Origin of the sequence: Sphingobacterium sp. UBA5996, assembly GCF_002429765.1 — a bacterium.
Taxonomy (GTDB): domain Bacteria; phylum Bacteroidota; class Bacteroidia; order Sphingobacteriales; family Sphingobacteriaceae; genus Sphingobacterium.
The window spans coordinates 96,334-120,376 of sequence record NZ_DJAS01000003.1; the positions used below are offsets into that span (position 1 = coordinate 96,334).

The 24,043-nt window shown below is 41.1% G+C and carries 20 protein-coding genes; 6 read left to right on the forward strand and 14 right to left on the reverse strand.

Annotated elements, in window-relative coordinates; all coding sequences use genetic code 11:
• Window positions 1-24: 24 nt before the first annotated feature.
• From B3E00_RS01735 to B3E00_RS01800, 14 genes are all read right to left on the reverse strand, one after another.
• A complete protein-coding gene (locus B3E00_RS01735; RefSeq protein ID WP_293889400.1) occupies window positions 25-1,503 on the reverse strand; it encodes an ATP-binding cassette domain-containing protein in 1,479 nt (492 codons plus the stop codon).
• On the reverse strand, window positions 1,497-2,087 hold the full coding sequence (gene leuD / locus B3E00_RS01740; protein WP_209578164.1) for a 3-isopropylmalate dehydratase small subunit: 591 nt from the start codon (window positions 2,085-2,087) through the stop codon (window positions 1,497-1,499). Before leuD ends, B3E00_RS01735 begins: the two co-directional genes overlap by 7 nt.
• Before the next feature lie 78 nt (window positions 2,088-2,165).
• Window positions 2,166-2,642: a PEGA domain-containing protein gene (locus B3E00_RS01745; RefSeq protein ID WP_293883949.1), complete on the reverse strand. Its 477-nt coding sequence runs from the start codon at window positions 2,640-2,642 to the stop codon at window positions 2,166-2,168.
• Between the two features lie 33 nt (window positions 2,643-2,675).
• Window positions 2,676-4,073, reverse strand: a complete 1,398-nt coding sequence (gene leuC, locus B3E00_RS01750; protein ID WP_209578166.1) for a 3-isopropylmalate dehydratase large subunit — start codon at window positions 4,071-4,073, stop codon at window positions 2,676-2,678.
• A 132-nt stretch (window positions 4,074-4,205) separates the two neighbouring features.
• Window positions 4,206-5,687, reverse strand: a complete 1,482-nt coding sequence (gene ilvC, locus B3E00_RS01755) for a ketol-acid reductoisomerase (RefSeq protein WP_209578167.1) — start codon at window positions 5,685-5,687, stop codon at window positions 4,206-4,208.
• Window positions 5,688-5,732: 45 nt separating this feature from the next.
• On the reverse strand, window positions 5,733-6,197 hold the full coding sequence (locus tag B3E00_RS01760; RefSeq protein WP_293883946.1) for a DinB family protein: 465 nt from the start codon (window positions 6,195-6,197) through the stop codon (window positions 5,733-5,735).
• Between the two features lie 14 nt (window positions 6,198-6,211).
• Window positions 6,212-6,802, reverse strand: coding sequence for an acetolactate synthase small subunit (ilvN, locus tag B3E00_RS01765; RefSeq protein WP_209578168.1), 591 nt, complete (start codon window positions 6,800-6,802; stop codon window positions 6,212-6,214).
• Between the two features lie 8 nt (window positions 6,803-6,810).
• Window positions 6,811-8,553 carry a biosynthetic-type acetolactate synthase large subunit gene (gene ilvB, locus B3E00_RS01770; protein WP_293883944.1) on the reverse strand — a complete coding sequence of 581 codons (1,743 nt, stop codon included), beginning with the start codon at window positions 8,551-8,553 and terminating at the stop codon, window positions 6,811-6,813.
• Between the two features lie 94 nt (window positions 8,554-8,647).
• The gene (ilvD, locus tag B3E00_RS01775; protein WP_293889401.1) at window positions 8,648-10,348 is read right to left on the reverse strand and encodes a dihydroxy-acid dehydratase; all 1,701 of its coding nucleotides are present in this window, start codon (window positions 10,346-10,348) and stop codon (window positions 8,648-8,650) included.
• On the reverse strand, window positions 10,332-11,222 hold the full coding sequence (locus tag B3E00_RS01780; protein WP_293883940.1) for a branched-chain amino acid transaminase: 891 nt from the start codon (window positions 11,220-11,222) through the stop codon (window positions 10,332-10,334). Before B3E00_RS01780 ends, ilvD begins: the two co-directional genes overlap by 17 nt.
• Window positions 11,223-11,618: 396 nt before the next feature.
• Window positions 11,619-11,867 carry an ATP synthase F1 subunit epsilon gene (gene atpC / locus B3E00_RS01785; protein WP_209578172.1) on the reverse strand — a complete coding sequence of 83 codons (249 nt, stop codon included), beginning with the start codon at window positions 11,865-11,867 and terminating at the stop codon, window positions 11,619-11,621.
• 21 nt (window positions 11,868-11,888) lie between these two features.
• Window positions 11,889-13,391, reverse strand: a complete 1,503-nt coding sequence (gene atpD, locus B3E00_RS01790; protein WP_293936474.1) for a F0F1 ATP synthase subunit beta — start codon at window positions 13,389-13,391, stop codon at window positions 11,889-11,891.
• A gap of 305 nt (window positions 13,392-13,696) precedes the next feature.
• Window positions 13,697-14,347, reverse strand: a complete 651-nt coding sequence (locus B3E00_RS01795; protein ID WP_293883933.1) for a hypothetical protein — start codon at window positions 14,345-14,347, stop codon at window positions 13,697-13,699.
• 147 nt (window positions 14,348-14,494) lie between these two features.
• Window positions 14,495-15,199, reverse strand: a complete 705-nt coding sequence (locus B3E00_RS01800; RefSeq protein WP_209578175.1) for an NUDIX hydrolase — start codon at window positions 15,197-15,199, stop codon at window positions 14,495-14,497.
• Window positions 15,200-15,529: 330 nt separating this feature from the next.
• On the opposite strand from B3E00_RS01800, the gene B3E00_RS01805 reads away from it, so the two are divergent.
• The 6 genes from B3E00_RS01805 (at window position 15,530) to B3E00_RS01830 (ending at window position 24,043) form a co-directional block, all read left to right on the forward strand.
• Window positions 15,530-17,218 (forward strand): ribulokinase, encoded by a 1,689-nt coding sequence (locus B3E00_RS01805; RefSeq protein ID WP_209578176.1) that lies wholly within the window; start codon window positions 15,530-15,532, stop codon window positions 17,216-17,218.
• A gap of 16 nt (window positions 17,219-17,234) precedes the next feature.
• Window positions 17,235-17,927 carry an L-ribulose-5-phosphate 4-epimerase gene (locus tag B3E00_RS01810; RefSeq protein WP_293936476.1) on the forward strand — a complete coding sequence of 231 codons (693 nt, stop codon included), beginning with the start codon at window positions 17,235-17,237 and terminating at the stop codon, window positions 17,925-17,927.
• Window positions 17,928-17,969: 42 nt separating this feature from the next.
• Window positions 17,970-19,472 carry an L-arabinose isomerase gene (araA, locus tag B3E00_RS01815; protein ID WP_293936479.1) on the forward strand — a complete coding sequence of 501 codons (1,503 nt, stop codon included), beginning with the start codon at window positions 17,970-17,972 and terminating at the stop codon, window positions 19,470-19,472.
• A gap of 72 nt (window positions 19,473-19,544) precedes the next feature.
• Entirely contained in the window at window positions 19,545-21,245 is a 1,701-nt protein-coding gene (locus B3E00_RS01820; RefSeq protein ID WP_293883926.1) for a sodium:solute symporter family transporter, read from the forward strand.
• A 95-nt stretch (window positions 21,246-21,340) separates the two neighbouring features.
• Window positions 21,341-22,489: an aldose epimerase family protein gene (locus B3E00_RS01825; RefSeq protein ID WP_293936482.1), complete on the forward strand. Its 1,149-nt coding sequence runs from the start codon at window positions 21,341-21,343 to the stop codon at window positions 22,487-22,489.
• 12 nt (window positions 22,490-22,501) lie between these two features.
• Window positions 22,502-24,043 carry an alpha-N-arabinofuranosidase gene (locus tag B3E00_RS01830; protein WP_293883922.1) on the forward strand — a complete coding sequence of 514 codons (1,542 nt, stop codon included), beginning with the start codon at window positions 22,502-22,504 and terminating at the stop codon, window positions 24,041-24,043.

Consider the following 24,043-nt stretch of genomic DNA (forward strand, 5'->3'; position numbering starts at 1 on the left):
CTAACTGGTCGTTTTCCACATTTCTTATGTGGAAAAAGCCTCTTTTTTGTGGATAACTCTGGTTATCGCTTTCACTTCTCCCTTTTCCAACACCATTTTCTTATCAATGCAAGTTGGTAGCTGAGCGTGGAAATGCCCTACATAGATGAGGGTTTGGCCGCTTTTACTCAGATCATCGATGACGTCGTTGAAATACTGTGTCTGCTCTTTGTCCAGCCCCTGACATGGTTCGTCCAAAATCAACAATTCAGGATGTTTCACGATCGTGCGGGCCAGTAGAACCAAACGTTGTTGGCCTAGGGGTAATGATCCCAATGTTTTATGTTTAACCTCTTTGAGGTCAAAAAAATGAAGAATTTGCTCCAGCTTCTGCTGTTGTTCAAATCCTAATCGTTGATAGAGGCTCATGGAATTAAAGAATCCCGAAGCGATGGTCTGTCCAACGTTGGCATTCATATCGTAGTACCAATGTAATTCTGGCGATATGATCCCCAAATGTTCTTTGATGTCCCAGATACTTTCTCCAGATCCTCTTTTTTTACCGAAAAGATAGATGTCATTGGCATAGGCCTGGGGATGATCTCCATTGATTAAACTAAGCAAAGTTGATTTTCCAGAGCCATTATGACCTTGCAGTAGCCACTTTTCACCAGCTTTTACCTCCCAGTCTATGTTTTTTAGAACTTGTTTTTCTCCATAAGAGATATTAATCTTGTTCATCTTTACCATGATCTGAGAAGAAACTTCTGGGGCTCGTTGCAGAAAATAAGGCAGTGCCTTTCTCGTTCGGCGTAACCCTCTGGATAGCTCTTCGCTACGTTGGCGAATAACGATCTTGCCCTCCTGAATTTCTGCGAAGCGATTGATGCAGCTGGGGTATTCCTCATCATTACTAATAAGCAACAACGACACACCTTTATTTGCCAACTGATCAAAAATGTGATTGAGGTCTTGCCGAGACTGTACGTCTAAACCTGTATAAGGTTGATCAATGATAAGTACCTCAGGCTGGAGCCATAGCGCCTTGATCAATTGTAGTCTTTTATGCTCCCCACTGGAGAGTTCGATCAACTGTTGATCTTTGAAATTTTCAAAACCAAAAATTGTCAGATAGTTGCGTACGTCGTCAAAAGAGAGTTGTTCCTCCTGTGCAAAATGTTTCAACTCTGCAAAAACAGTTAACGTATCGTTTTTCGCGAATTTGTTGTAGCGCTGTTGATAATAAAAGTTGCGGTCGCCTTCCAGATTGGTAAACTGAAACCAATTGGAAACATAGTGAATTTTTGAAGAAAGGGTATTGTTGGAGCCGAGGTTGAATTCGATTTTTCCTTCATATTTTATTTGACCGGCAATTGCTTTTGCAAGCGTCGTTTTTCCGGTACCACTCGGTCCTCCTAAGATCCATTGTTCACCCTTAAAAATTTGCCAATTTAAATCTTGCAATACGATATCTCTACCGTACTGAACAGTTAAATTGGCAATATGGACGACAGGATCTACCATTGTCTGTTTACTTCAAATGCTTTGATTAAATCTTTTTGGTTAAGGATAAAATCGATATCATCATATCCATTAATCAAGCATGATTTTTTGTATGGATTGATTTCAAATTCAAACTGATCGCCTGTTTCTTTCAACATAACTGTTTGTTTTTCCAGGTCGACGATAATTTCTGTATTAGGATTTTGATGTACTAATTCGAATATTTTCCCTAAAAACTCTTCTGGAACTTGAATGGGCAAAACCCCATTATTCAGCGCATTTCCTTTGAAGATATCTGCAAAGAATGAACTGATAACAACGTCAAAACCATAGTCTTGAATAGCCCAGGCAGCGTGTTCGCGACTAGAGCCACAGCCAAAGTTTTTCCCCGCAACCAATATTTTTCCCGAATAGGTCGGGTTGTTCAATACGAAATCCGTTTTGGGCTGATTGTCTGATTCATAGCGCCAATCACGGAATAAATTATCTCCAAATCCTTCGCGCGTTGTCGCTTTTAGAAAACGCGCTGGAATGATCTGATCGGTATCAATATTTTCAATAGGTAGTGGAACTACCCGTGAAGTTAAAGTTTCAAATTTTTTCATTTTTTCAAAGTCAAAATAAAAAACGGAGCTGAGTCTATTAGCCCTCCGTTTTTTATCTGTTTTATTTTTTGTCGAACGCTAATTGTTCAAAACCTTTTCTCTTTGCTTTTCATACTCCTCTTTGGTAATGAGCTTGTCATCGTACATCTTTTTTAGCTCTTGTAATTTAGCTGACAATGATGTGTCTGTTGACTCTTTTTTTGCTCCGCTACCTAGAGGTATCAATTCATACGTATGTTGCTCTTTATATTTCATGGTCCATAGAAATGGAACGAGTACAAATATCCCCCCGATGATAGCACCGACGTCAGCTTTTTCATTTCTAGAAAAACTGGTAATAAAAGGCTCATAACCTTCTTTTTCTATTTTCAAGTCAGTTGTGCTGCCAACGATTTTGGTGTCTTTATAAGAATACGGTGTTGTACCCGCATACTCTCCTTGAATATAAACTTTTGCCCCAACTGGATTTGATTGAATCAATGTTTTGCTCGCACAACTGGTAAAAAGTGTAGCCCCCGCTAAGATGATAGATGTGATTTTAGTAGTACTTTTCATTTTTGGATTAATATATTTTACGCTTTATTTTTTTTAGATCAACTCTCTCACATCTGTTACTTTACCTGTTACAGCCGCAGCGGCTGCTGTTAAAGGAGATACCAGCATGGTACGTGCATTAGGCCCTTGACGTCCTTCGAAGTTTCTATTTGAAGTCGAAACGCAATATTTGCCAGCAGGGATTTTATCTTCGTTCATCCCTAGACATGCCGAGCATCCTGGTTCGCGTAGCTGGAATCCCGCTGCCTCAAATATTCTATCCAAGCCTTCTTCTTTGGCTTGTTTTTCTACTTGTTTTGAGCCTGGTACAATCCATACTTCAACGTCCTGTGCTTTCTGCTTACCCTGTACGAATGAAGCAACTTCACGTAAGTCTTCGATACGGGAATTGGTACAACTTCCGATGAAGACGTAATCAACACGGTTGCCTAATACTGTTGAATCGTCTTTAAAGCCCATGTAGTCTAATGCTTTTTGATACGATGGTCTTTCTGATTCTGGCTGAGCAGTAGTTGCTGGAATATGTTCTGCAATTCCCATTCCCATCCCGGGGTTGGTACCGTAGGTAATCATGGGAGCGATGTCTTCCGCATCAAAAGTCAATACTTTATCGAAGATGGCATCTTCGTCGGAATATAATGTTTTCCAGTAGGCTAGCGCTTTATCCCATTCTTCTCCTTTCGGCGCAAATTCACGACCTTCCACATAATCAAATGTAATCTGATCAGGTGCAATTAACCCTCCGCGAGCCCCCATTTCAATGCTCATGTTACAGATGGTCATACGTGCCTCCATACTTAACGAACGGATCGCTGAACCAGCATATTCGATAAAGTAACCCGTACCGCCGGCAGCTGAAATTTTGGAGATGATATACAAGATGATATCTTTGGCTCCAACGCCTTTTTGAAGGGTACCGTTGACTTCAATTTTCATTGTTTTGGGCTTCGACTGCAATAGGCACTGGGTAGCGAAGACTTGTTCTACTTGAGAGGTTCCTATACCAAAAGCAATAGCTCCAAAAGCACCGTGAGTGGAGGTATGGCTATCACCACACACCATTGTTTTACCCGGTAAGGTAATACCCAGCTCTGGACCGATAACGTGTACGATACCTTGGTAGGGATGTCCCAAACCGTATAATTCAATACCAAATTCAGCACAATTTTTGGTGAGCATATCAACCTGATAACGCGATAGTTCTTCTTTGATTGGTAAATGCTGATTAAGTGTCGGTACATTATGGTCGGCAGTAGCTACCGTTTGTTTTGGGCGAAAAACTGGGATTCCTCTTTTACGTAGGCCATCAAAAGCTTGAGGTGAAGTAACTTCATGAATTAAATGGGTATCGATATAAATAATATCTGGGAACCCTTCTTCACGCTTAACCACGTGAGCATCCCAAATCTTTTCTACTAAAGTTTTTGACATTTTTTATTCTCTCTTATGTTATTTTTATATTAGCCAAGGTGATATTGTAAATGTCTCAATATCACCTTGGTTTCAATATACTAAATTACGAAATTTTCATGATTTTGAAGCATGTATAATTCCGTATAAACTTTAAACAGTTTTGATCGCTTTCATTGCGGTCATTGCTTTACGCAATTTGCGTCCAACAATTTCCACGGGGTGGTCGCGTAAAATTTCATTGATAACAACCAATTGAGCATTGTCAACTGAACCATCTCGGCCTTCGTTAAAGTTTTTACCGACTAAATCAGTATCTACAGTTTTCATAAAGTCTGCCAACAACGGTTTACAAGCCTGATCGAATAGGTAACAACCGTATTCAGCTGTATCAGAGATGACGCGGTTCATTTCGAACAATTTCTTACGGGCGATTGTATTGGCGATTAATGGTGTTTCGTGCAATGATTCATAGTATGCTGATTCAGGTTTTATACCCGCTTCAACCATCGTTTCGAACGCCAATTCAACACCGGCACGGATGAAAGCAACCATCAATGTGTAGTTGTCGAAATACTCCTGTTCGTTGATCTTAACATCACCAGCAGGTGTTTTTTCGAATGCCGTTTCACCTGTTTCAGCGCGCCATTTCAATAAGTTCGCATCACCATTAGCCCAATCTTCCATCATGGTCTTGCTAAAGTGTCCTGACATGATATCGTCTTGATGTTTTTGAAACAATGGACGCATAATATCTTTCAATTCCTCAGAGATTTCAAAAGCTTTCACCTTTGCTGGGTTGCTTAGACGATCCATCATGCCGCTTACACCACCGTGCTTTAGGGCTTCTGTGATCACTTCTACGCCATATTGTACCAATTTAGAGGCGTAGCCTGCTTCAATTCCTTTTTCGATCATTTTATCGAAAGATAAGATCGAACCTGTTTGCAACAATCCGCAAAGAATCGTTTGCTCACCCATCAAATCTGATTTTACTTCAGCTACGAATGAAGATTTCAATACACCTGCTTTGTGACCACCTGTTCCTACACAATATGCTTTTGCTTCAGCCCAGCCTTTTCCTTGTGGGTCATTCTCCGGGTGAACAGCGATTAAGGTAGGTACACCAAAGCCACGAAGGTACTCTGCGCGAACCTCAGAACCTGGACATTTTGGCGCAACCATGATGACAGTAATATCTTTACGGATCTGCATGCCTTCTTCCACAATGTTGAAACCGTGTGAATACGATAATGTAGCGCCTTCTTTCATCAAAGGCATTACGGCGTTGATAACTGAAGTGTGTTGTTTATCTGGAGTCAAGTTGATGACTAAATCTGCAGTGGGAATCAATTCTTCGTAAGTTCCTACATTAAAATTGTTGTCCGTAGCATTTTTCCAAGAATCTCTTTTTTGTTCAATAGCTTCCTTACGTAAAGCATAAGAAACGTCCAATCCGCTATCTCTTAAGTTTAAACCTTGGTTCAAGCCTTGTGCGCCACATCCTACGATTACGATTTTTTTACCTTTTAAAGCATTTACGCCATCCGTGAATTCGGTGTTGTCCATGAATTCAGCGTGACTTAATTGTTCTAACTGCTCTCTAAGCGGTAAAGTGTTGAAATAATTTGCCATTGTTTTACTTTCTTTCTGTTATGGGTTGTTGATTATTTGTTTTAATTATTGTACTAATCTGCGTTGTGCCATTGCATAGCCGAAATGAACATTGTCATGTCCAGATGTCAGGGCAATAACTTCTTCAATGGTGTCCATTGGATAACCATAGGTTGCTGTTGAAAAGGAAGTGATTTCTCCAAAGACACCATTGTCATAATCGGCGGCAATTTGCTCAATACTACGGATGGCGATTTCTTTTAATTCATCGATCTCCGCTTGTTCAACAAAGCGGGTTGGTTTGGTATCTTTTTTATAATCTTCGTTATATTTTACCCAAGCCGTATCGGCTTTAATTCCTGTACGCACATAGATCAAGGTCTGGGTACTGACAACGATATGCGCAAAATTCCAGATGATATTGTTGTTAAATCCTACAGGAATTTTGTTAAGCTGTTCTATAGAAAGGCCTTCAATTAATTCAATGAATTTTTGACGTGACTTTAAGATAAATTTAAATGTTTCTTGCATGATATTTTTAATGCTTACATTGTAAATACATCATCTCTTTTGTCGAGATATTCGTTTTCTACAATTTCTTCAGAAGGCTCTCGGGCTTCAAACTGAACCAATTTGGAGTGGAAGCCAGCACTATCCTTGATGATGGCAATACGAGCTCCACGTACAAATTCGATCAAGCCATATTTTGTCAGCTCTTCGGTTAACTTATCAATCTCTTCGCGGTGACCGGCCGTTTCAAATACAATATAATCGTTGCGGATCACAACGACATTCGCACCGTATTGGCGTAACAACCGCTCGACGTAAACTTTTTCATTCACAACATCCGCAGGCACTTTATATAATGCCTGTTCTTGCCAGATCACTTCATCATTGGTGTTGTAATAGGCTTTGAGGATGTCAATTTGTTTTTCCAGCTGACGGCAAAGCTTACGCAGAACATCCTCCGCTTCTGTGATCACAATGGTAAAACGATGTATCCCTTCCACTTCAGAAGGGGAAGTGTTCAAACTTTCGATATTGATTTTTCTTCTCGAAAAAATCGTTGAAATCCGACCGATAAGACCGATAGAATTCTCTGTATATAGGGTGATGGTATATTCTTGTTTTTCCATGTTAAATTCTACTTTAAGCGTATCTCAGATACCGATGTTCCTTGCGCAACCATTGGGAATACATTATTTTCCTTACCGACCATCACTTCCAATAGATAAGCTCCGTCATGATCAATCATTGTTTTCAGGGCATTACGAAGATCTTTTCTTTCCGAAATCTTCTGACCGTCGATGTAATAGCCTTTCGCTACAGCAACAAAATCAGGACTCGTGATATTCACGAATGAATAGCGCCTGTCGTGGAATAATTGCTGCCATTGACGCACCATGCCCAGGAATTCATTGTTGAGAATCATAATTTTGACTTTTGCACCAAATTGCATGATCGTTCCCAACTCTTGGATGGTCATCTGTATACCACCGTCGCCGATGATGGCCACAACGGTTTTTTCTGGAGCGCCATACCAAGCACCGATAGCTGCTGGAAGTCCAAAACCCATGGTTCCCAAACCTCCTGAGGTTACATTTGATTTGCTGTTATTAAATTTAGCATAGCGACAAGTTACCATTTGATGTTGACCAACATCGGTTGTGATGATTGCATCACCTCCCGTCAATTCATTCAACACATTGATTACTTCACCCATCGTCATAATATCTGTTTGCGGATGAAGTTCATCCTGGATAACTTCCTTGATTTCTTCTTTTTCAAGTTCGCGGAATTGCGCTAACCAAGCAGAATGGTCTGTTGCATTTATCAATTCCGTCAGCATCGGGAGTGATTCTTTACAGTCGCCCCATACAGGTACGGTTGTCTGTACATTTTTGTCAATCTCGGCGGGGTCTATATCCAAATGGATTACTTTTGCCTGTTTGGCGTATTTATCCAAACGACCCGTTACGCGGTCGTCGAATCGCATACCGATAGCAATCAACACATCGCATTCATTGGTCATCACGTTTGGCGCATAGTTACCATGCATACCAAGCATGCCGACATGAAGTTTATGGTCTGTTGGTAGGGCACTCAAACCCATAACAGTGCTCGCAGATGGGATACCGGCCTTTTCGATAAATGTTTTAAATTCCTCCTCGGCTTTTCCTAAAATAATTCCTTGTCCCCAAAGAACAAATGGTTTCTTGGCATTGTTGATTAGGGCTGCCGCTTGTTCGACATATTCTTTTCGTACTTGTGGTGCAGGTCGGTAGCTGCGTACATGGTTGCACTTTTCGTAACCATAATAATCAAACAATTGCAATTGCGCGTTTTTCGTGATATCGATCAGTACCGGCCCGGGACGGCCAGTGCTGGCAATGTAAAACGCTTTTGCAAGTGCAGCTGGAATTTCAGTGGCGTCGGTAACTTGATAGTTCCACTTTGTAACCGGTGCCGTGATATTGATGACATCAGTTTCCTGAAATGCATCAGTTCCTAATAGTGAAGCGAAGACCTGACCTGTGACACAGACGATCGGGTTACTGTCAATCATGGCGTCAGCCAATCCAGTAACTAAGTTTGTTGCTCCAGGACCACTTGTCGCAAAGACGACACCGGTACGACCTGAAGATCTTGCATAACCTTGCGCCGCGTGGATTCCACCTTGTTCATGGCGCACTAAAATATGCTTCAGACGATCCGTATAATCATAAAGGGCATCATAGATGGGCATAATTGCGCCTCCAGGATAACCAAATACGGTATCAACTCCTTCGCTCAATAAGGCTTCCAGTACAGCTTTAGATCCCGAAATTTGTGTCGGAGTTTGTTGCGCTGCGGTAGCCTTATTTTCTGTTATTTCCAGTGTACTCATTACGTTGATTTTTTTTTGTTGATTATTCAGTCTTTTTAGTATTTAGCTATTCGATCAGGAGACGTTAGAGCTCAACGTCTCCATTTCTTGATTTCTATAGATCGGTTACACAACCTTCTGAGGCATCTGCAACTGTTTTAGCATATTTATATAATACGCCTTTGCTAACTTTCAATGCCGGTTGTACCCAAGCTGTGCGGCGTTGTGCGATCTCCTCATCCGAAAGGATGACATTGATGCTGTTATTGACCGCGTCAATCTCGATGATATCATCATCATGTACAAGGCCGATCAGCCCACCTTTGTAAGATTCCGGTGTGATATGCCCTACGACAAAACCATGCGTTCCACCAGAGAAGCGGCCATCAGTAATCAAAGCAACAGATTTACCCAAGCCCGCGCCGATAATCAATGAGGTCGGTTTGAGCATTTCAGGCATGCCTGGTGCCCCTACAGGACCTTCATTTTTGATTACGACAACATCCCCAGGCTTGATTCGTCCCGATGCAATACCTGCTACTAAATCATGTTCGCCGTCGAATACGCGTGCAGGGCCGGTGAATTTTTCACCTTCCTTACCGGAGATTTTTGCTACAGAACCTTTTTCAGCAAGATTTCCGTAAAGAATCTGTAAGTGTCCTGTGGCTTTAATAGGATCGCTTAATGGTTTGATAATCGGTTGATCATATTCCATGATTGATTTAACATCAGCCAAGTTTTCGGCAATGGTTTTTCCTGTTACAGTAATGCAGTCGCCGTGGAGTAAGCCTTGGTCTAAGAGATACTTCATGACAGCAGGAGTTCCACCATATTGTTGGAGATCTTGCATCAAGTATTTGCCGGATGGTTTAAAGTCGGCTAACACAGGCGTTTCATCGCTCATGCGTTGAAAGTCATCTTGGGTGATGTCTACGCCTATCGCTTTACCTATAGCAATAAAGTGAAGAACAGCATTCGTGCTTCCCCCCAAGATAACAATGGTGCGTAAAGCATTTTCAAATGCCTTGCGTGTCATGATATCAGAAGGCTTGATATCTTTCTCAAGTAGGGTACGGATGTGTTTACCTGCCTCGAGGCATTCATTTTTCTTCTCTTCCGATATTGCTGGATTGGAAGACGAGTAAGGCAAGCTCATGCCCAAGGCTTCAATAGCAGAAGCCATGGTATTTGCTGTATACATCCCGCCACAGGCACCTGCACCGGGACAGGTATGTTTGATAATCCCTTCATAGTCTTCATCGGATAGATTTCCGCAGATGCGTTGTCCCAATGCTTCAAATGCAGATACAATGTTTAATTCTTCGCCTTTATAGTGGCCAGGAGCGATTGTTCCACCATATACCATTAAAGAAGGACGGTCCAGACGAGCCATTGCCATAATAGCGCCGGGCATGTTTTTATCACAGCCAGGAATAGAGATCAAGCCATCATAATATTGCCCACCGCAGATTGTTTCGATACTGTCAGCGATCACATCCCGGCTTACCAATGAATAACGCATGCCATCTGTACCATTACTCATCCCGTCGCTGACGCCAATGGTTCCGAAGGTCAGGCCTACTAAATTATTGTTCCAAACGCCCTTTTTGACGATTTGTGCCAAATCATTTAAGTGCATATTACACGTATTACCATCATATCCCATGCTGGCAATACCGACCTGTGCTTTGTCCATGTCGGCATCTGTAAGACCGATACCGTAAAGCATGGCTTTTGCAGCAGGTTGCGTTTCGTCTTGTGTAAATGTACGGCTGTATTTGTTCATTGCATTTTCGCCGTTAGATGATGACTTCATAATTTTCGTTCTCTAATACTAAATTTTTATAACGTCTTTGGATTGATGCCCCTATGCTATGTTCCCAAGCTTCTTGATAGATGACATCATCGACTTGTTTGATTCCGATGATTTCTGCGGCAGTCCCACATAAGAAGGCGCTGTCTGCGGTATAAATATCTTCAACAGTCAGTTGCTTTTCGATAACTTCGAAATTTAACTTTTTACAGATATTTTTCACCGTTTGGCGTGTAATGCCCGGGAAGATGTTTTTCGTGGGCGGTGTATAGATTTTGAAATCTTTTTCAATAAAAATGTTTTCACTGGATGCTTGGGCAACATAGCCTTCATGATCGAGCATTAAAGCTTCGTCATACCCTCTTTTGATGGCTTCCGTTGTGGCAAGAATAGAGTTAACATATTGCCCAGAGATTTTCGAGTCAATTTTAAACGATTTTGGATTAGGTCTTTTGATATCCGAAATACATACCCGTAATAAGTTTTGACCAAGATATGGCCCCCATTCCCAGGCTGCAATCATGATGGTTGCTTCGGTTGATGAGGTTAAGTGCATATTTGAACCGGTCAATACCAATGGACGTATATAGGCTTCTCTGAGGTTGTTGGTGGCCAGAAGCTCATAACAAATTTCGATCAGCTCTCTATTACTCCAACGATAAGGAATATTAACTCCTTCACATGATTTCTTCAAACGGTCGAAATGCTTATCAGCTTTAAAGATACGGGGGCCATTGTGGGTATTATATGCGCGTAATCCATCGAATACAGCATACCCATAATGCAGTGACTGCGCAAACGGATCCAACGCCGCTTCGGAAGCTTTTACAAAAGCTCCATTCAAATAGATCAATGTATTTTTATCGTAGTATTTCATAACCCTGAATTTACCTCAGTATAATAATTCCCTTCGTGGTGTTTTGGTGGTAAATCATGTGATCTCAAGTTTCTATAGAAACTTTCGATTTTCATTTCCTCAAGGTAGCAGGAATTACAATAATTGGCAATAGGCAAACTGCTAATTTTAAATTTAGAATAAAATTTTATATTAAATGCTTTTTGCAATTTTTTTTGATAAAATAGTAGGTTTGGTCAGTTTTATATTTTGTTAGTCGTATACCATATTTAATATCGGTCTACTGTTGTGAAAAATAATTTTTTGTGACAACGGTCAATTTTCTTCTTAAAATGATGAAAACGTCAAAAAAACTTTAAAAAAAAAGCTTCCGATAGAAATATCGGAAGCTTTTAAATTTTATAAAATCGATTTGATTTAATCTCCGATAATTCCTTCAGCAAGCACGGTAATGACATTGTCTTTTGCTTCGACAACACCACCTTTAATGAACACTTCTTGTTCACCTTTACCTTGTTGAATAATTACTTTTCCATCTTCCAAAGTAGAAACGATGGCAGCGTGGTCTTTCAAAATTTGGAAAGAGCCTGCAGAGCCAGGTACAGTAACAGCCGTTACTTCGCCTTCGAATGCTAATTTGTCAGGAGTGATAATTGTTAATTTCATTATTCTTAGATATAATCTAAATTAAACTGCTTCTGCTAATAATTTTTTACCTTTTTCGATAGCATCATCAATGTTACCTACTAAGTTGAAGGCAGCTTCAGGATACTCATCTACTTCACCGTCAATAATCATATTGAATCCTTTGATGGTATCTTTGATATCTACCAATACGCCTTTTAAACCTGTAAACTGCTCTGCAACATGGAAAGGTTGTGATAAGAAGCGTTGTACACGACGTGCACGGTGTACTGTTAATTTATCTTCTTCAGATAATTCGTCCATACCTAAGATGGCGATGATATCTTGCAATTCTTTATAACGTTGAAGAATTTCTTTTACACGTTGAGCGGTATTGTAGTGTTCGTTACCTAAAACGGCTGGAGAAAGGATACGCGATGTAGAATCTAATGGATCCACGGCAGGGTAGATACCTAACTCAGCAATTTTACGAGACAATACTGTGGTTGCATCCAAGTGGGCGAAAGTTGTCGCTGGAGCAGGGTCAGTTAAGTCATCGGCAGGTACATATACGGCTTGTACAGAAGTGATAGATCCGTTTTTAGTTGATGTGATACGCTCTTGCATTAAACCCATTTCCGTTGCCAACGTTGGTTGATAACCTACGGCTGATGGCATACGACCCAATAGGGCTGATACTTCAGAACCTGCTTGTGTAAAACGGAAGATGTTATCAATGAAGAATAATACGTCACGGCCCTGACCTTCGCCATCACCGTCACGGAAGTATTCCGCTACTGTAAGGCCTGATAAAGCAACACGTGCACGTGCACCAGGAGGCTCGTTCATTTGACCGAATACGAATGTACATTTTGAATCTTTCATCAATTCGTGGTCTACAGCGTCTAAAGGCCATTCGCCTTTTTCCATGCCTTCCATAAAATGCTCACCATATTTGATGATACCAGATTCTAACATCTCGCGCAACAAGTCATTACCTTCCCGAGTACGTTCACCTACACCGGCGAATACAGAAAGACCACCGTGACCTTTTGCGATATTGTTGATTAATTCTTGGATTAATACAGTTTTACCTACACCGGCACCACCGAATAAACCAATTTTACCACCTTTAGCATATGGCTCTAAAAGGTCAATAACTTTGATACCAGTAAAAAGTACTTCGGATTCAGTTGATAAATCTTCGAATTTAGGTGGTACGTTGTGAATAGGACGACCATTCTCCTTATTCAGATTTTGGATCCCGTCAATGGCATCACCAACTACATTGAATACACGACCTTTGATTTCTTCACCAACAGGCATTTTGATAGGAGCACCAGTATCGACAACTTCCATTCCGCGAACTAAACCTTCAGTTGCGTCCATGGCAATTGTACGTACACGATCCTGACCTAAGTGTTGTTGAACTTCTAATACAACACGTTGTCCATTTTCTTTTTGAATGTACAATGCATCGTAAATTTTAGGTAGATTTTCACTGTCGGCGAAGTTGACGTCAACAACTGGGCCGATAATCTGCGCTATTTTACCAATCTTGGGCATATTATAGGGACTAAATATTTATTAATCAATTTTATATAAGAGACATAAAAGGCCTCTTTTTTGGTCAGCAAAAATAAGGTTATTCGTATTTAAAAACAAATAGAATTTGTAATTAAATTATAAATTTATTAATGTAGGTCAAAATGTTATCTATTGTAATTCTGTCTGTTTCAATTTCGATCGATGCAAATATAGTTTTTCTTCTTTAACCTACACCGCTAAATAAAATCGACCTGTCATCGAATGGTTCATGGATTCGCTACAGGTCGATCAAGATATATCTCCTAATTTTAGGAAAAGGAGTACTAGATTTTTTTGTTTAATTCGTCTTGTAGCTGACGCTTAAGCAGTTGTTCTTTTTCCATAGCCTTTTTGCGAAAAGTTGCAAATTCTTCCTGGGATTGCTCCGCTGTCTTTTGGAATTCCACTGTATCCACTTTCGCTTTTCGATAGGAAAATAGAAAGATAAATGTCGCTACTGCCAATATCCCAATGATCGTCCAAACAACGGTATTGTAAAAAGCTTTCGATGTACTGATTCCCAAGAAAGATAAACTTTCTGTCTTTTCCTTCTCTTGCGCCAGCTGATCGTTTAAGACCTGGATAGAATCTTGCAAATTTTTTGTGTTCGAAGAATAATTGCTTGAAGAAGATTTCAATGAGCTGATTTCTTTGTGAAGTTTTGCTACAGTATCAATCACATTCCTTTTGACAATGTCAAGATTGGTTTTACGCACCATCTTGAAATCATAGTTGTTTTTCGAAATATAGTTAAGGTGGTCAAATTGATTGGACAAACTTCCTTTTTTTAATCCATCGGGACTATACTTGAAGGCATTATCCTGTTGCGCTGCTTTAGTCGGGGGAGCCGATGCAGGATTTTGTGCCTGTAGTGTAGTATATGATGAAATAAATAAAATTGTAAAGAATATAAATGCTAATCTCAATTTGCTCATGTTGTTTATAGTTATAAAATGCATCATTTAGCTTTTCCTAGATGTAAAGCTAGGATATACCTGTGATAAATATAAGGAATAATTGAAAAAACGAAAATTGAAAGTGAATATATTCCTATTGTCAGGTTAGATTTTCCTGCTTTATTTTTAGGGTTCGATAGACCAGCTCGGTAAATAACGAAGAAAGGACATGATCTTTTCCTTATAAATAGCCGTATTCAATTTAAAAAAATAGGCACCTTTCTTCGAGTTTTCTTTATCCTTTTCTTGGAGTTTGATGATAAGATCTGAAGATAGCAGCTTTCGGCTGAAATTGCGCTTATCCAGCTCGATATTATATACGCCTTCATAGAGCGCAGCAATTTGAGGAATGGTAAATTTCTCAGGGAGCAATTCAAATAATATGGGATATAACGCTGCTTTCATGCGTAGGCGGTGCTGCGCTGAAGTAATCATCTGGTCGTGGTCGAAGATAAGTGCCGGGCGCTCTTGCAAAGGAAACCATTTTGCTTCGTAATCATCACTGAGGATATGTTTGTATTGCTGCGTATCAATCAGGGCAAAGTAACAGATGCTGACAACGCGATCGTTAGGTTCGCGGGTAGGCTCCCCAAATACACTACATTGCTCCATATATACATTTTCAAGTCCTGTTAGCTGTCTCAGCACTCTGCTTGCAGCTTCTTCAGGACTTTCATTGGATTGAACGAAACCTCCCATTAGGCTCCATTTATTTCTTTCTGGTTCGAAATCGCGTTTAATTAAAAGTACTTCTAGGGATTCGCCGTTAAATCCAAATATGATACAGTCTACAGCCAAAAGGATCCCTGAATCTTTTTTATAATATTCCATTGTCTATCGTTTTATCGTTTTATCTGACTTCACCCCACCAATTCCATGGGCAAAACTATGTAAAAAAGTAAATAGCTAAAAATAAGTACAATAATTGGCTGATATACTCCTTTAAACCGTATTATATGCCTATATCAGGATGTAGGGTCAATCATAATTTGCTGCTATGAAGTTAGATCAATTTTTTAAATATGAAAATTTTCTTTCATATTTAAAAAATTAAATGTTTATTTGACACTAATTATTTTTTTCAATGCTAACTTTAGAGATGGAAAATTGAAAAGTAAGACGTTAAGAACAATTATAAGTTATAAACCAAATTCAGCAAAAATGAATAAATCGCATGTCATTGGGGTGGACTATGGAAGTGATTCGGTCCGTTCGGTATTGGTCGATGCTAACAATGGCGAGGAAATCGCTTCTTCGGTATTTTACTACCCGCGTTGGAAAAGAGGTGAGTATTGTGATGCTGCTTTAAGTCAGTTCAGGCAACACCCTTTGGATTACATCGAAGGATTGGAAGCGACCATAAAAGATTGCTTAAGCAAATCGGGATTAAGCAATATAGGTGAAACCGTAAGAGCGATTTCCGTTGATACAACGGGGTCTACTCCAGTTGCCGTAAATGAAAAGGGCATTCCGTTAGCTTTACTGCCAGAGTTTGAGCACAACCCCAATGCCATGTTCGTCTTATGGAAAGATCATACGGCCGTTCAGGAGGCCAAGGAGATTAACCTTTATAATCAAAATAGTTCAGTCGATTATCTGAAGTATGTGGGGGGCGTCTATTCTTCGGAATGGTTCTGGGCCAAATTGCTTCATGTTTTTAGGGCTGATGAAAAGGTGCGTGCCGCTACATACAGCTGGGTGGAGCATTGCGATTACATTCCTTTTTTATTAACTGGAGGAACAGATGTAGCTGCTATGAAACGTGGTGTCTGTTCGGCTGGTCACAAATCGCTTTGGGCTGAAGAATTTGGTGGATTGCCACCTAATTCCTTTTTTTCGTCGCTAGACCCCTTGTTGGACGGTATAGTAGACCGACTGTTTTCCGAAACCTATACGGCCGATAAAGCTGCTGGTCAACTTTCGGAAGAATGGGCACAACGATTGGGGCTTACGACGTCGGTCGTTGTCGGTGTAGGTGCTTTTGACTGTCATATGGGTGCGGTTGGGGGGCAAATTGAACCGTATTATTTAAGTAAGGTGATGGGAACATCTACTTGCGACATGCTAGTTGCCCCAAAGGAGGAAGTACAGCATACTTTGGTGAAGGGGATCTGTGGTCAGGTAGATGGTTCGATTATTCCGGGAATGATTGGCATGGAGGCAGGACAGTCTGCATTTGGTGATGCTTACGCATGGCTGAAGCAAGTGTTATTGTGGCCAACGAAGAATTTAATACAAGAGGTTGAAGGTATGTCTGAGGACAACCGTGAACAGTTGATCGCCACATTGGAAGATAAGCTATTGTTTCGGTTAAGTGAGCAGGCTGCGTTGCTTCCGGTAACAGAAGCGTCTGAATTAGCAATTGACTGGCTCAATGGTCGCCGCACACCCGATGCAGATCAATCCTTGCAAGGTGCGATTACGGGCTTACACCTCGGAACTGATGCTCCACGTATTTTCAGGGCGATTGTCGAAGCAACATGTTTCGGAGCAAAGGCGATTGTGGACCGTTTTGTCGCTCAGGGTATTCCTGTGAAAGGTTTGATTGGTTTGGGCGGTGTCGCAAAAAAATCACCTTTTATTATGCAAATGATGGCAAATGTAATGAATATGCCGATTCGTATCCATAAAAGTGAGCAGACGTGCGCTATCGGCGCAGCGATGTTTGCCGCCACGGCAGCGGGTTTATATGACCGGGTCGAAGATGCGATGAAAGCGATGGGGCAAGGCTTTGAACAAACCTACATACCAGAGGAAAAATGGGTGCCAATGTATGCTAAACGCTACGAACGTTACCGTGCTTTGGGTGCTTTCGTAGAAGGAAAAGAATTGCGTGCCCTTACTGTTTAACCATTCAAATTTAATCATGTATAATTCAATTAAAGAGGAAGCATATCATTGCAATATGCAATTGCCCCAATTGGGCTTAGTGCTTTTTACATTTGGAAATGTGAGTGTGGTCGATCGTCAGCATGGTGTATTTGCTATTAAACCTAGTGGCGTTCCCTATGAAGAACTTTCGCCAGAGCATATGGTAATTGTAGATTTTGACGGTCGAATCATTGAAGGTGATCTCCGCCCGTCGTCCGATACAAAGACGCATGCGCTGCTCTACAAACACTGGGAAGAGATTGGAGGTATAACCCATACACACTCAACCTATGCCACAGCATGGGCACAAGCGCAGCGGGATATTCCTATTTTTGGTACCACACACGCCGATCACCTGACAAAAGATATTCCATGTGCTCCACCGATGAGCGATGAAATGATTGCAGGAAACTATGAACATGAAACAGGCTTTCAGATTATCAATCATTTTAGTGAGAACAAGCTAGACTATAAAGAAGTGGAAATGATTCTCGTTGGCAACCATGCTCCATTTGCCTGGGGTAAAACTGGAGCAAAATCTGTGTATAACAGTGCGGTGCTGGAACAGGTTGCTAAAATGGCCTGGCTGACAGAACAGATCAATCCCAAAGCCGCTCGATTAAAAGCTGCTTTGGTTAAAAAGCATTATGAACGGAAGCATGGTGCTAATTCCTATTATGGTCAATAATGTTTGAGTAATAAAAAATCTATAGAAAAACTACAATTTAACATGAATATCAATTTAAAAGAACTAGAGGTCTGGTTTGTCGTGGGGAGCCAAGACCTGTATGGAGAGGAGACTTTAAGACAAGTTGCTCTACATGCAGAAGAGATAGCCAATTACCTTCATACGCAAAAAGCGATTCCGGTAGGAGTAAAATATAAACCGATCGTAAAGAATACGGATGAGATATATACCACATTGGCTGCCGCCAATAGTGCAGAAAATTGTATAGGCGTCATCACATGGATGCATACATTTTCCCCAGCAAAGATGTGGATTAGAGGTTTAAAGGCATTACAAAAGCCATTGTTACATCTGCATACGCAGTACAACCAGGATATTCCATGGAATAGTATCGATATGGATTTTATGAATCTCAATCAAAGTGCTCATGGAGATCGCGAATTTGGACATATCGTTAGCCGCTTAAAGATAGCGCGTAAAGTCGTGACTGGCCATTGGCAAGATGCGGAGGTGCTTGAACGGATCAATATTTGGGCTCGCGCGGCAGCTGGGTGGCATGACTGGCAGGGCGCAAAATTTGCACGATTTGGTGACAATATGCGCTATGTGGCGGTTACAGACGGCGATAAAGTGGAAGCGGAGTTGAGATTTGGCTTTTCGGTAAATACTTACGCCATCGGTGATTTAGTAGAGGTTATCAACGCCAGTACTGAAGCGGAAATTGAAGCCTTGCTGGCGGAGTACGAATCGGCTTATGAGTTGGCCGAAAATGTGAAAGCTGGCGGAGCGTTTCATACGAACTTAATCGAGGCCGCTAAAATCGAAATTGGTTTAAGGAAGTTTTTGGAACAAGGAAACTTTAAAGGTTTCACGGATACTTTTGAGGATCTGCATGGTATGGTGCAACTTCCGGGCTTGGCAGTACAGCGATTAATGGCTGAGGGATATGGTTTTGCAGGTGAAGGAGATTGGAAGACTCCAGCTTTGGTGCGTGCATGTAAAGTGATGGGAGCAGGATTACCAGGAACCACTGCATTTATGGAAGACTATACTTATCATTTTGATCCACAGAATCCAATGGTACTTGGTTCACATATGTTAGAAGTAGACCCGGCATTAGCAACCGGAAAACCGCGTATCGAAGTGCATCCGCTAGGGATTGGTGGCAAGGCGGACCCTGCCCGTTTGGTGTTCAACGGTCAGAGCGGAAATGCACTGAATGCTTCATTGGTCGATATGGGAACGCGCTTTCGTTTGATCGTTAATAAGGTACAAGGTGTTTCCGTGGAAGAGGATTTACCAAAGCTTCCCGTCGCACGCGTGTTATGGAAACCGCTTCCTGATATGAAAACAGGTTGCAGCGCCTGGATTGTAGCTGGAGGTGCTCACCATACCGCTTACAGTTTGAGCTTGACGCCTGAATATCTCGAAGATTTTGCGCGTATTGCCGGACTGGAATATGTTTTGATCGATGAGGAGACTACACTAGCGAAACTCGAAGATCAATTAAAATGGAATGAACTTTATTATTTACTCAGTAAATAATAACTTAAGCCATTTATGTGCTTCTCTCGTGAAGGCATAAATGGCTTATTTATAATAACCAATTTGGGAAATATGGAAAAATTTGCAACGGTAGATTACATCATCTTTGTAATTTACTTCTTTATCGTAGCTGGCTATGGCTACTGGATTTATCGTAAAAAGACCAATAGTTTGAGCAGTAGCAAGGACTACTTTTTGGCGGAAGGATCACTTACCTGGTGGGCCATAGGCTCTTCATTGATTGCGTCAAACATCTCGGCTGAACAATTTATCGGGATGAGCGGTAACGGCTTTGAGGTTGGTATTGCTGTGGCGGCATATGAGCTTATTGCGGCGGTAGCGCTAATTATTGTGGCGGTTTGGTTTATACCGGTCTATTTGAAAAATAAGATTTTCACCATGCCCCAGTTTTTGAATAATCGATACAATGAAACGACAAGTCTTATCATGGCAATTTTCTGGTTGTTTTTATATGTTTTTGTCAACCTGACATCGATTTTGTATTTAGGGGCAATTGCCATTTCGAGTATGGCCGGTGGCGGAGATAGCTTTCATACGATAACAGTCGCTTTAGCTGTATTTGCGGTGATTATTACCCTAGGTGGAATGCGTGTTATTGGTTTTACGGATGTTATTCAGGTTGTTGTGTTGATTATTGGTGGTATAGCTACGACCTATGTAGCGTTGACTTTAGTCAGCGAACATTTTGGTTTAGGAAAAGATGCGTTAGCTGGATTTAATAAACTGATGGAAGACTCTCCGGAGCATTTCAACCTTTTTGTTGATAAACCCGGACCAGGCGCCAGTCAGGAAGATATTAATAAATATCTGATGTTACCTGGAATAGGGATGTACCTTGCGGGAATCTGGATAGTCAATTTAAATTACTGGGGTTGCAATCAATATATCACCCAACGCGCTTTGGGTGCTGATTTGAAGACTGCGCGAACCGGAATTCTCTTTGCGGGATTTCTAAAATTGTTTATGCCAATTATTGTCATGCTTCCAGGCATAGCTGCTTATGTGCTCTATAAAAATGGGGCATTACAACAAGAAATGGCCCCTGGGGGGGTGTTTCATGCCGATAATGCATATTCAGCAATTTTGGGCTATTTGCCAAATGGTATGAAAGGACTTGCATTAGCTGCCTTAACAGCTGCTATTGTTGCTGGATTAGCAGGAAAAGCAAATAGTATCGCAACAATCTTCACATTGGATATTTTTAAAAAATATATCAATAAAGATGCGAGTGAAGCTAAAATGGTCTGGGTAGGAAAGATAACGATCGTTATCTCTATTTTACTTTCTGTGCTGTTTACGTGGAATGATGCGCTGGGCATCGGCGGGGCCGGAGGATTTACATTCATTCAAAAATATACTGGTTTTATTAGTCCTGGGGTTTTTGCGATGTTTTTGTTGGGTATGTTTTGGAAAAGAACCACCGGAGCGGCGGCTATCACTGGACTGATCACTGGATTTGCATTGTCTATATTCTTCAACGAGTTTGCAACGAAAGTTTTTGGACCAGAGACATGGATCTATACTGCGTATCTGAATAAAGCTGGTGTATATGAAATTCCGTTCCAGATCTGTATGGGGTTAGCTTTTGTATTTACTATGATCGCTATGATTGCCGTTAGCTTATTCGGACCGAAGGTTAATCCAAAAGCTTTCGTCTTGGATCGATCGATGTTCAAAGTAGAACCATCCGTATTGGCATTAATTGTCGTGACTTTATTATTGGTCACTGCTATTTATGTGCGTTTTTGGTAGCATTAACGCTGTTTGATTAAATAAATGATTATGAACCATTCCTAATTGAAATTAGGAAGCCTCCATCAAAACGATGGAACAAAACTTAATTGCAGATGAATAAGAAAATTATTATTGGTTTGTTGACCTGTGCTTCATTAGCTTATGGCTGTCAGTCCCCGTCAACTCAAAATAAGCCAGCATCGACATTGGCTGATTCTTCTTCCAACCAGGCTTTTGACAGCCAGATTGATGGTAAAGAGGTTAAACTATTCCAGCTTAAGAATGACAAACTTGCCATTACCTTGACAAATTATGGTGCACGCTTGGTGAGTTTAAATGTTCCTAATAAGGATGGTCAAATGACAGATGTGATTTTGGGTTACGATTCAGCTAATGAATACAAGGAAAACTATAATAATTTTTATGGGGCTATTGTAGGACGGTATGGTAATCGGATTGGTAAAGCTTCGTTTAAGCTGAATGGAGAGGTGTATTCTCTGGAAAAGAATGATGGCGAAAATTCCCTTCATGGTGGTACAAATGGTGTGTATAATAAAGTGTGGGATGTCGTTAGTAGCACGGAAACATCCATTACATTGGCCTATACTTCACCCGATAAAGAAGCTGGTTATCCGGGGACAGTCAAGATGGAGGTAACTTACACCTTGGACGACAATGGGTTGGCTATAGACTATCAAGCAACAACGGATAAGGAGACCGTATTGAACCTTACCAACCACGCTTACTTTAATCTTAATGGGGCCGGTGATTCTTCGATTTTGGATCACGAACTTCAGATTGATGCAAAGGCGATTACAGAAGTTGACGACAGCTTAATTCCAACAGGAAAGAGTTTGCCGGTAGCGGGTACAGCATTCGATTTTAAGAAGCCGGCACGTATTGGTGCTCGGATTGAGGATGAAAATGCGCAGCTAAAGATCGGAAAGGGCTATGATCATAATTTTGAACTTGATAAGAAAGATGGTTTCCAAAAGGTTGCTCAGGTGTATACAAGCAAGACTGGTATTGCAATGGAAGTCTATACGACCGAACCTGGTTTGCAGTTTTACAGTGGCAATTTTATGAAGGATACAGACCCTAAAGGGAAAGCAGGAAAAGTCTATCCATTCCGTTCGGCATTCTGTTTGGAAACGCAACATTTTCCAGATGCACCGAATCATCCCAATTTTGCATCGACAGTATTAAAGCCTGGAGAGCAATATAGCTCCAAAACGACTTATAAATTTATCGTGAAAAAGTAAAGTCAACATAGGATGAAGCTAAGATTTACATTAGGCGTTGTATTCGCGCTGGTCAATGGGCTACTCCATGGACAGAGTAGTGTCAAATTGCAAACTCCGCAGCAAGAGCAGATTATAAGTCGACATATATATGGTCATTTTGCTGAACATTTGGGCCGCTGCATTTATGATGGATTTTATGTTGGTGAAAAAAATGACTCGATTCCCCATGCTGATGGCGTTCGGAAAGATGTTATCGAAGCCCTCAAAAATCTGAACATCCCCAATCTACGTTGGCCCGGTGGCTGTTTTGCCGATACGTATCATTGGAAGGATGGAGTTGGCCCCAAAGCCCAACGTCCTGCTATGGTTAATAACTGGTGGGGTGGCGTGACAGAGGATAATTCATTCGGAACGCATGATTTTCTAAATATGTGTGAATTGCTTGGGGCAGAACCTTATCTAGCTGGTAATGTTGGTAGTGGTGAGGTGCAGGAGCTTGCTGATTGGGTTCAATATGTAAACTTTAAAGGAGAAAGCCCCATGTCAGATTGGAGACGTAAAAATGGACGGCAGGAACCTTGGAAGGTTAAATTTTGGGGTGTAGGAAATGAAGCTTGGGGCTGTGGTGGAAATATGACTGCCGATTATTATACTGATATCTACCGCAAATACGCGACTTTCATGTCGGATTGGACGAATGGGAGTGGTCTATATCGAATTGCTTCTGGAGCCAATAGTGCAGATTACAATTGGACCGAAACACTCATGAAGAAAATTCCAAGTGGTTTGATGAAAGGTATGGGATTACATCACTATGCGGTCATCAACTGGGATAAGAAAGGCTCTGCAACGAAATATTCGGAAGAGGAGTATTTCAAGACCATGAAATCAGCTTGGTTTATGAATGAACTAGTGGAGAAGAATATTGCCATCATGGACAAATACGATCCAAAAGGACTGATAGATCTAATCGTAGACGAGTGGGGGGGCTGGTATGAGGTCGAACCAGGGACGAACCCTGGCTTTCTCTACCAACAGAACACCATGCGTGATGCTATGATTGCTGGTATGACATTGAATATCTTTAATAATCATGCTCGTCGGGTTAAGATGGCCAATTTAGCCCAGGCAGTAAATGTATTACAAGCGGTTATTCTTACGGAAGGGAAGAATATGATTTTGACGCCTACGTACCATGTCATGGAAATGTATAAGGTACATCAGGACGCTAAGTTAATTCCTATATCGCTGCAATCGACTGATTTTGAATTTAATCAAGAGAAAATCCCTGCGGTTTCGGTTTCAGCCTCAGAGGACAAACAAGGCCGTACACATATTTCCCTTGTGAATATTGACCCAAAAAAGAAAAATAAGGTGCAGGTGGATTTGGGCTCGTTGAAAGCCGGAAAAGTAACTGGTAGAATACTTACCGCTGAGCATCTGCGCGATTTTAATTCGTTCGACAAACCGACAACGATTACACCTGCCGTGTACAATAAGGCGAAGGTTGTTAATGGTACCGTTGAAGTAGATATTCCTGCTTTTTCAGTAATCGTATTGGAATTAACCTAA

Excerpts from the sequence above, each read along its gene's own strand:
- B3E00_RS01735 (WP_293889400.1), bottom strand. The coding sequence starts at position 1,503 with ATGGTAGATCCTGTCGTCCATATTGCCAATTTAACTGTTCAGTACGGT.
- leuD (WP_209578164.1), bottom strand. The coding sequence starts at position 2,087 with ATGAAAAAATTTGAAACTTTAACTTCACGGGTAGTTCCACTACCTATT.
- B3E00_RS01745 (WP_293883949.1), bottom strand. The coding sequence starts at position 2,642 with ATGAAAAGTACTACTAAAATCACATCTATCATCTTAGCGGGGGCTACA.
- leuC (WP_209578166.1), bottom strand. The coding sequence starts at position 4,073 with ATGTCAAAAACTTTAGTAGAAAAGATTTGGGATGCTCACGTGGTTAAG.
- ilvC (WP_209578167.1), bottom strand. The coding sequence starts at position 5,687 with ATGGCAAATTATTTCAACACTTTACCGCTTAGAGAGCAGTTAGAACAA.
- B3E00_RS01760 (WP_293883946.1), bottom strand. The coding sequence starts at position 6,197 with ATGCAAGAAACATTTAAATTTATCTTAAAGTCACGTCAAAAATTCATT.
- ilvN (WP_209578168.1), bottom strand. The coding sequence starts at position 6,802 with ATGGAAAAACAAGAATATACCATCACCCTATATACAGAGAATTCTATC.
- ilvB (WP_293883944.1), bottom strand. The coding sequence starts at position 8,553 with ATGAGTACACTGGAAATAACAGAAAATAAGGCTACCGCAGCGCAACAA.
- ilvD (WP_293889401.1), bottom strand. The coding sequence starts at position 10,348 with ATGAAGTCATCATCTAACGGCGAAAATGCAATGAACAAATACAGCCGT.
- B3E00_RS01780 (WP_293883940.1), bottom strand. The coding sequence starts at position 11,222 with ATGAAATACTACGATAAAAATACATTGATCTATTTGAATGGAGCTTTT.
- atpC (WP_209578172.1), bottom strand. The coding sequence starts at position 11,867 with ATGAAATTAACAATTATCACTCCTGACAAATTAGCATTCGAAGGCGAA.
- atpD (WP_293936474.1), bottom strand. The coding sequence starts at position 13,391 with ATGCCCAAGATTGGTAAAATAGCGCAGATTATCGGCCCAGTTGTTGAC.
- B3E00_RS01795 (WP_293883933.1), bottom strand. The coding sequence starts at position 14,347 with ATGAGCAAATTGAGATTAGCATTTATATTCTTTACAATTTTATTTATT.
- B3E00_RS01800 (WP_209578175.1), bottom strand. The coding sequence starts at position 15,199 with ATGGAATATTATAAAAAAGATTCAGGGATCCTTTTGGCTGTAGACTGT.
- B3E00_RS01805 (WP_209578176.1), top strand. The coding sequence starts at position 15,530 with ATGAATAAATCGCATGTCATTGGGGTGGACTATGGAAGTGATTCGGTC.
- B3E00_RS01810 (WP_293936476.1), top strand. The coding sequence starts at position 17,235 with ATGTATAATTCAATTAAAGAGGAAGCATATCATTGCAATATGCAATTG.
- araA (WP_293936479.1), top strand. The coding sequence starts at position 17,970 with ATGAATATCAATTTAAAAGAACTAGAGGTCTGGTTTGTCGTGGGGAGC.
- B3E00_RS01820 (WP_293883926.1), top strand. The coding sequence starts at position 19,545 with ATGGAAAAATTTGCAACGGTAGATTACATCATCTTTGTAATTTACTTC.
- B3E00_RS01825 (WP_293936482.1), top strand. The coding sequence starts at position 21,341 with ATGAATAAGAAAATTATTATTGGTTTGTTGACCTGTGCTTCATTAGCT.
- B3E00_RS01830 (WP_293883922.1), top strand. The coding sequence starts at position 22,502 with ATGAAGCTAAGATTTACATTAGGCGTTGTATTCGCGCTGGTCAATGGG.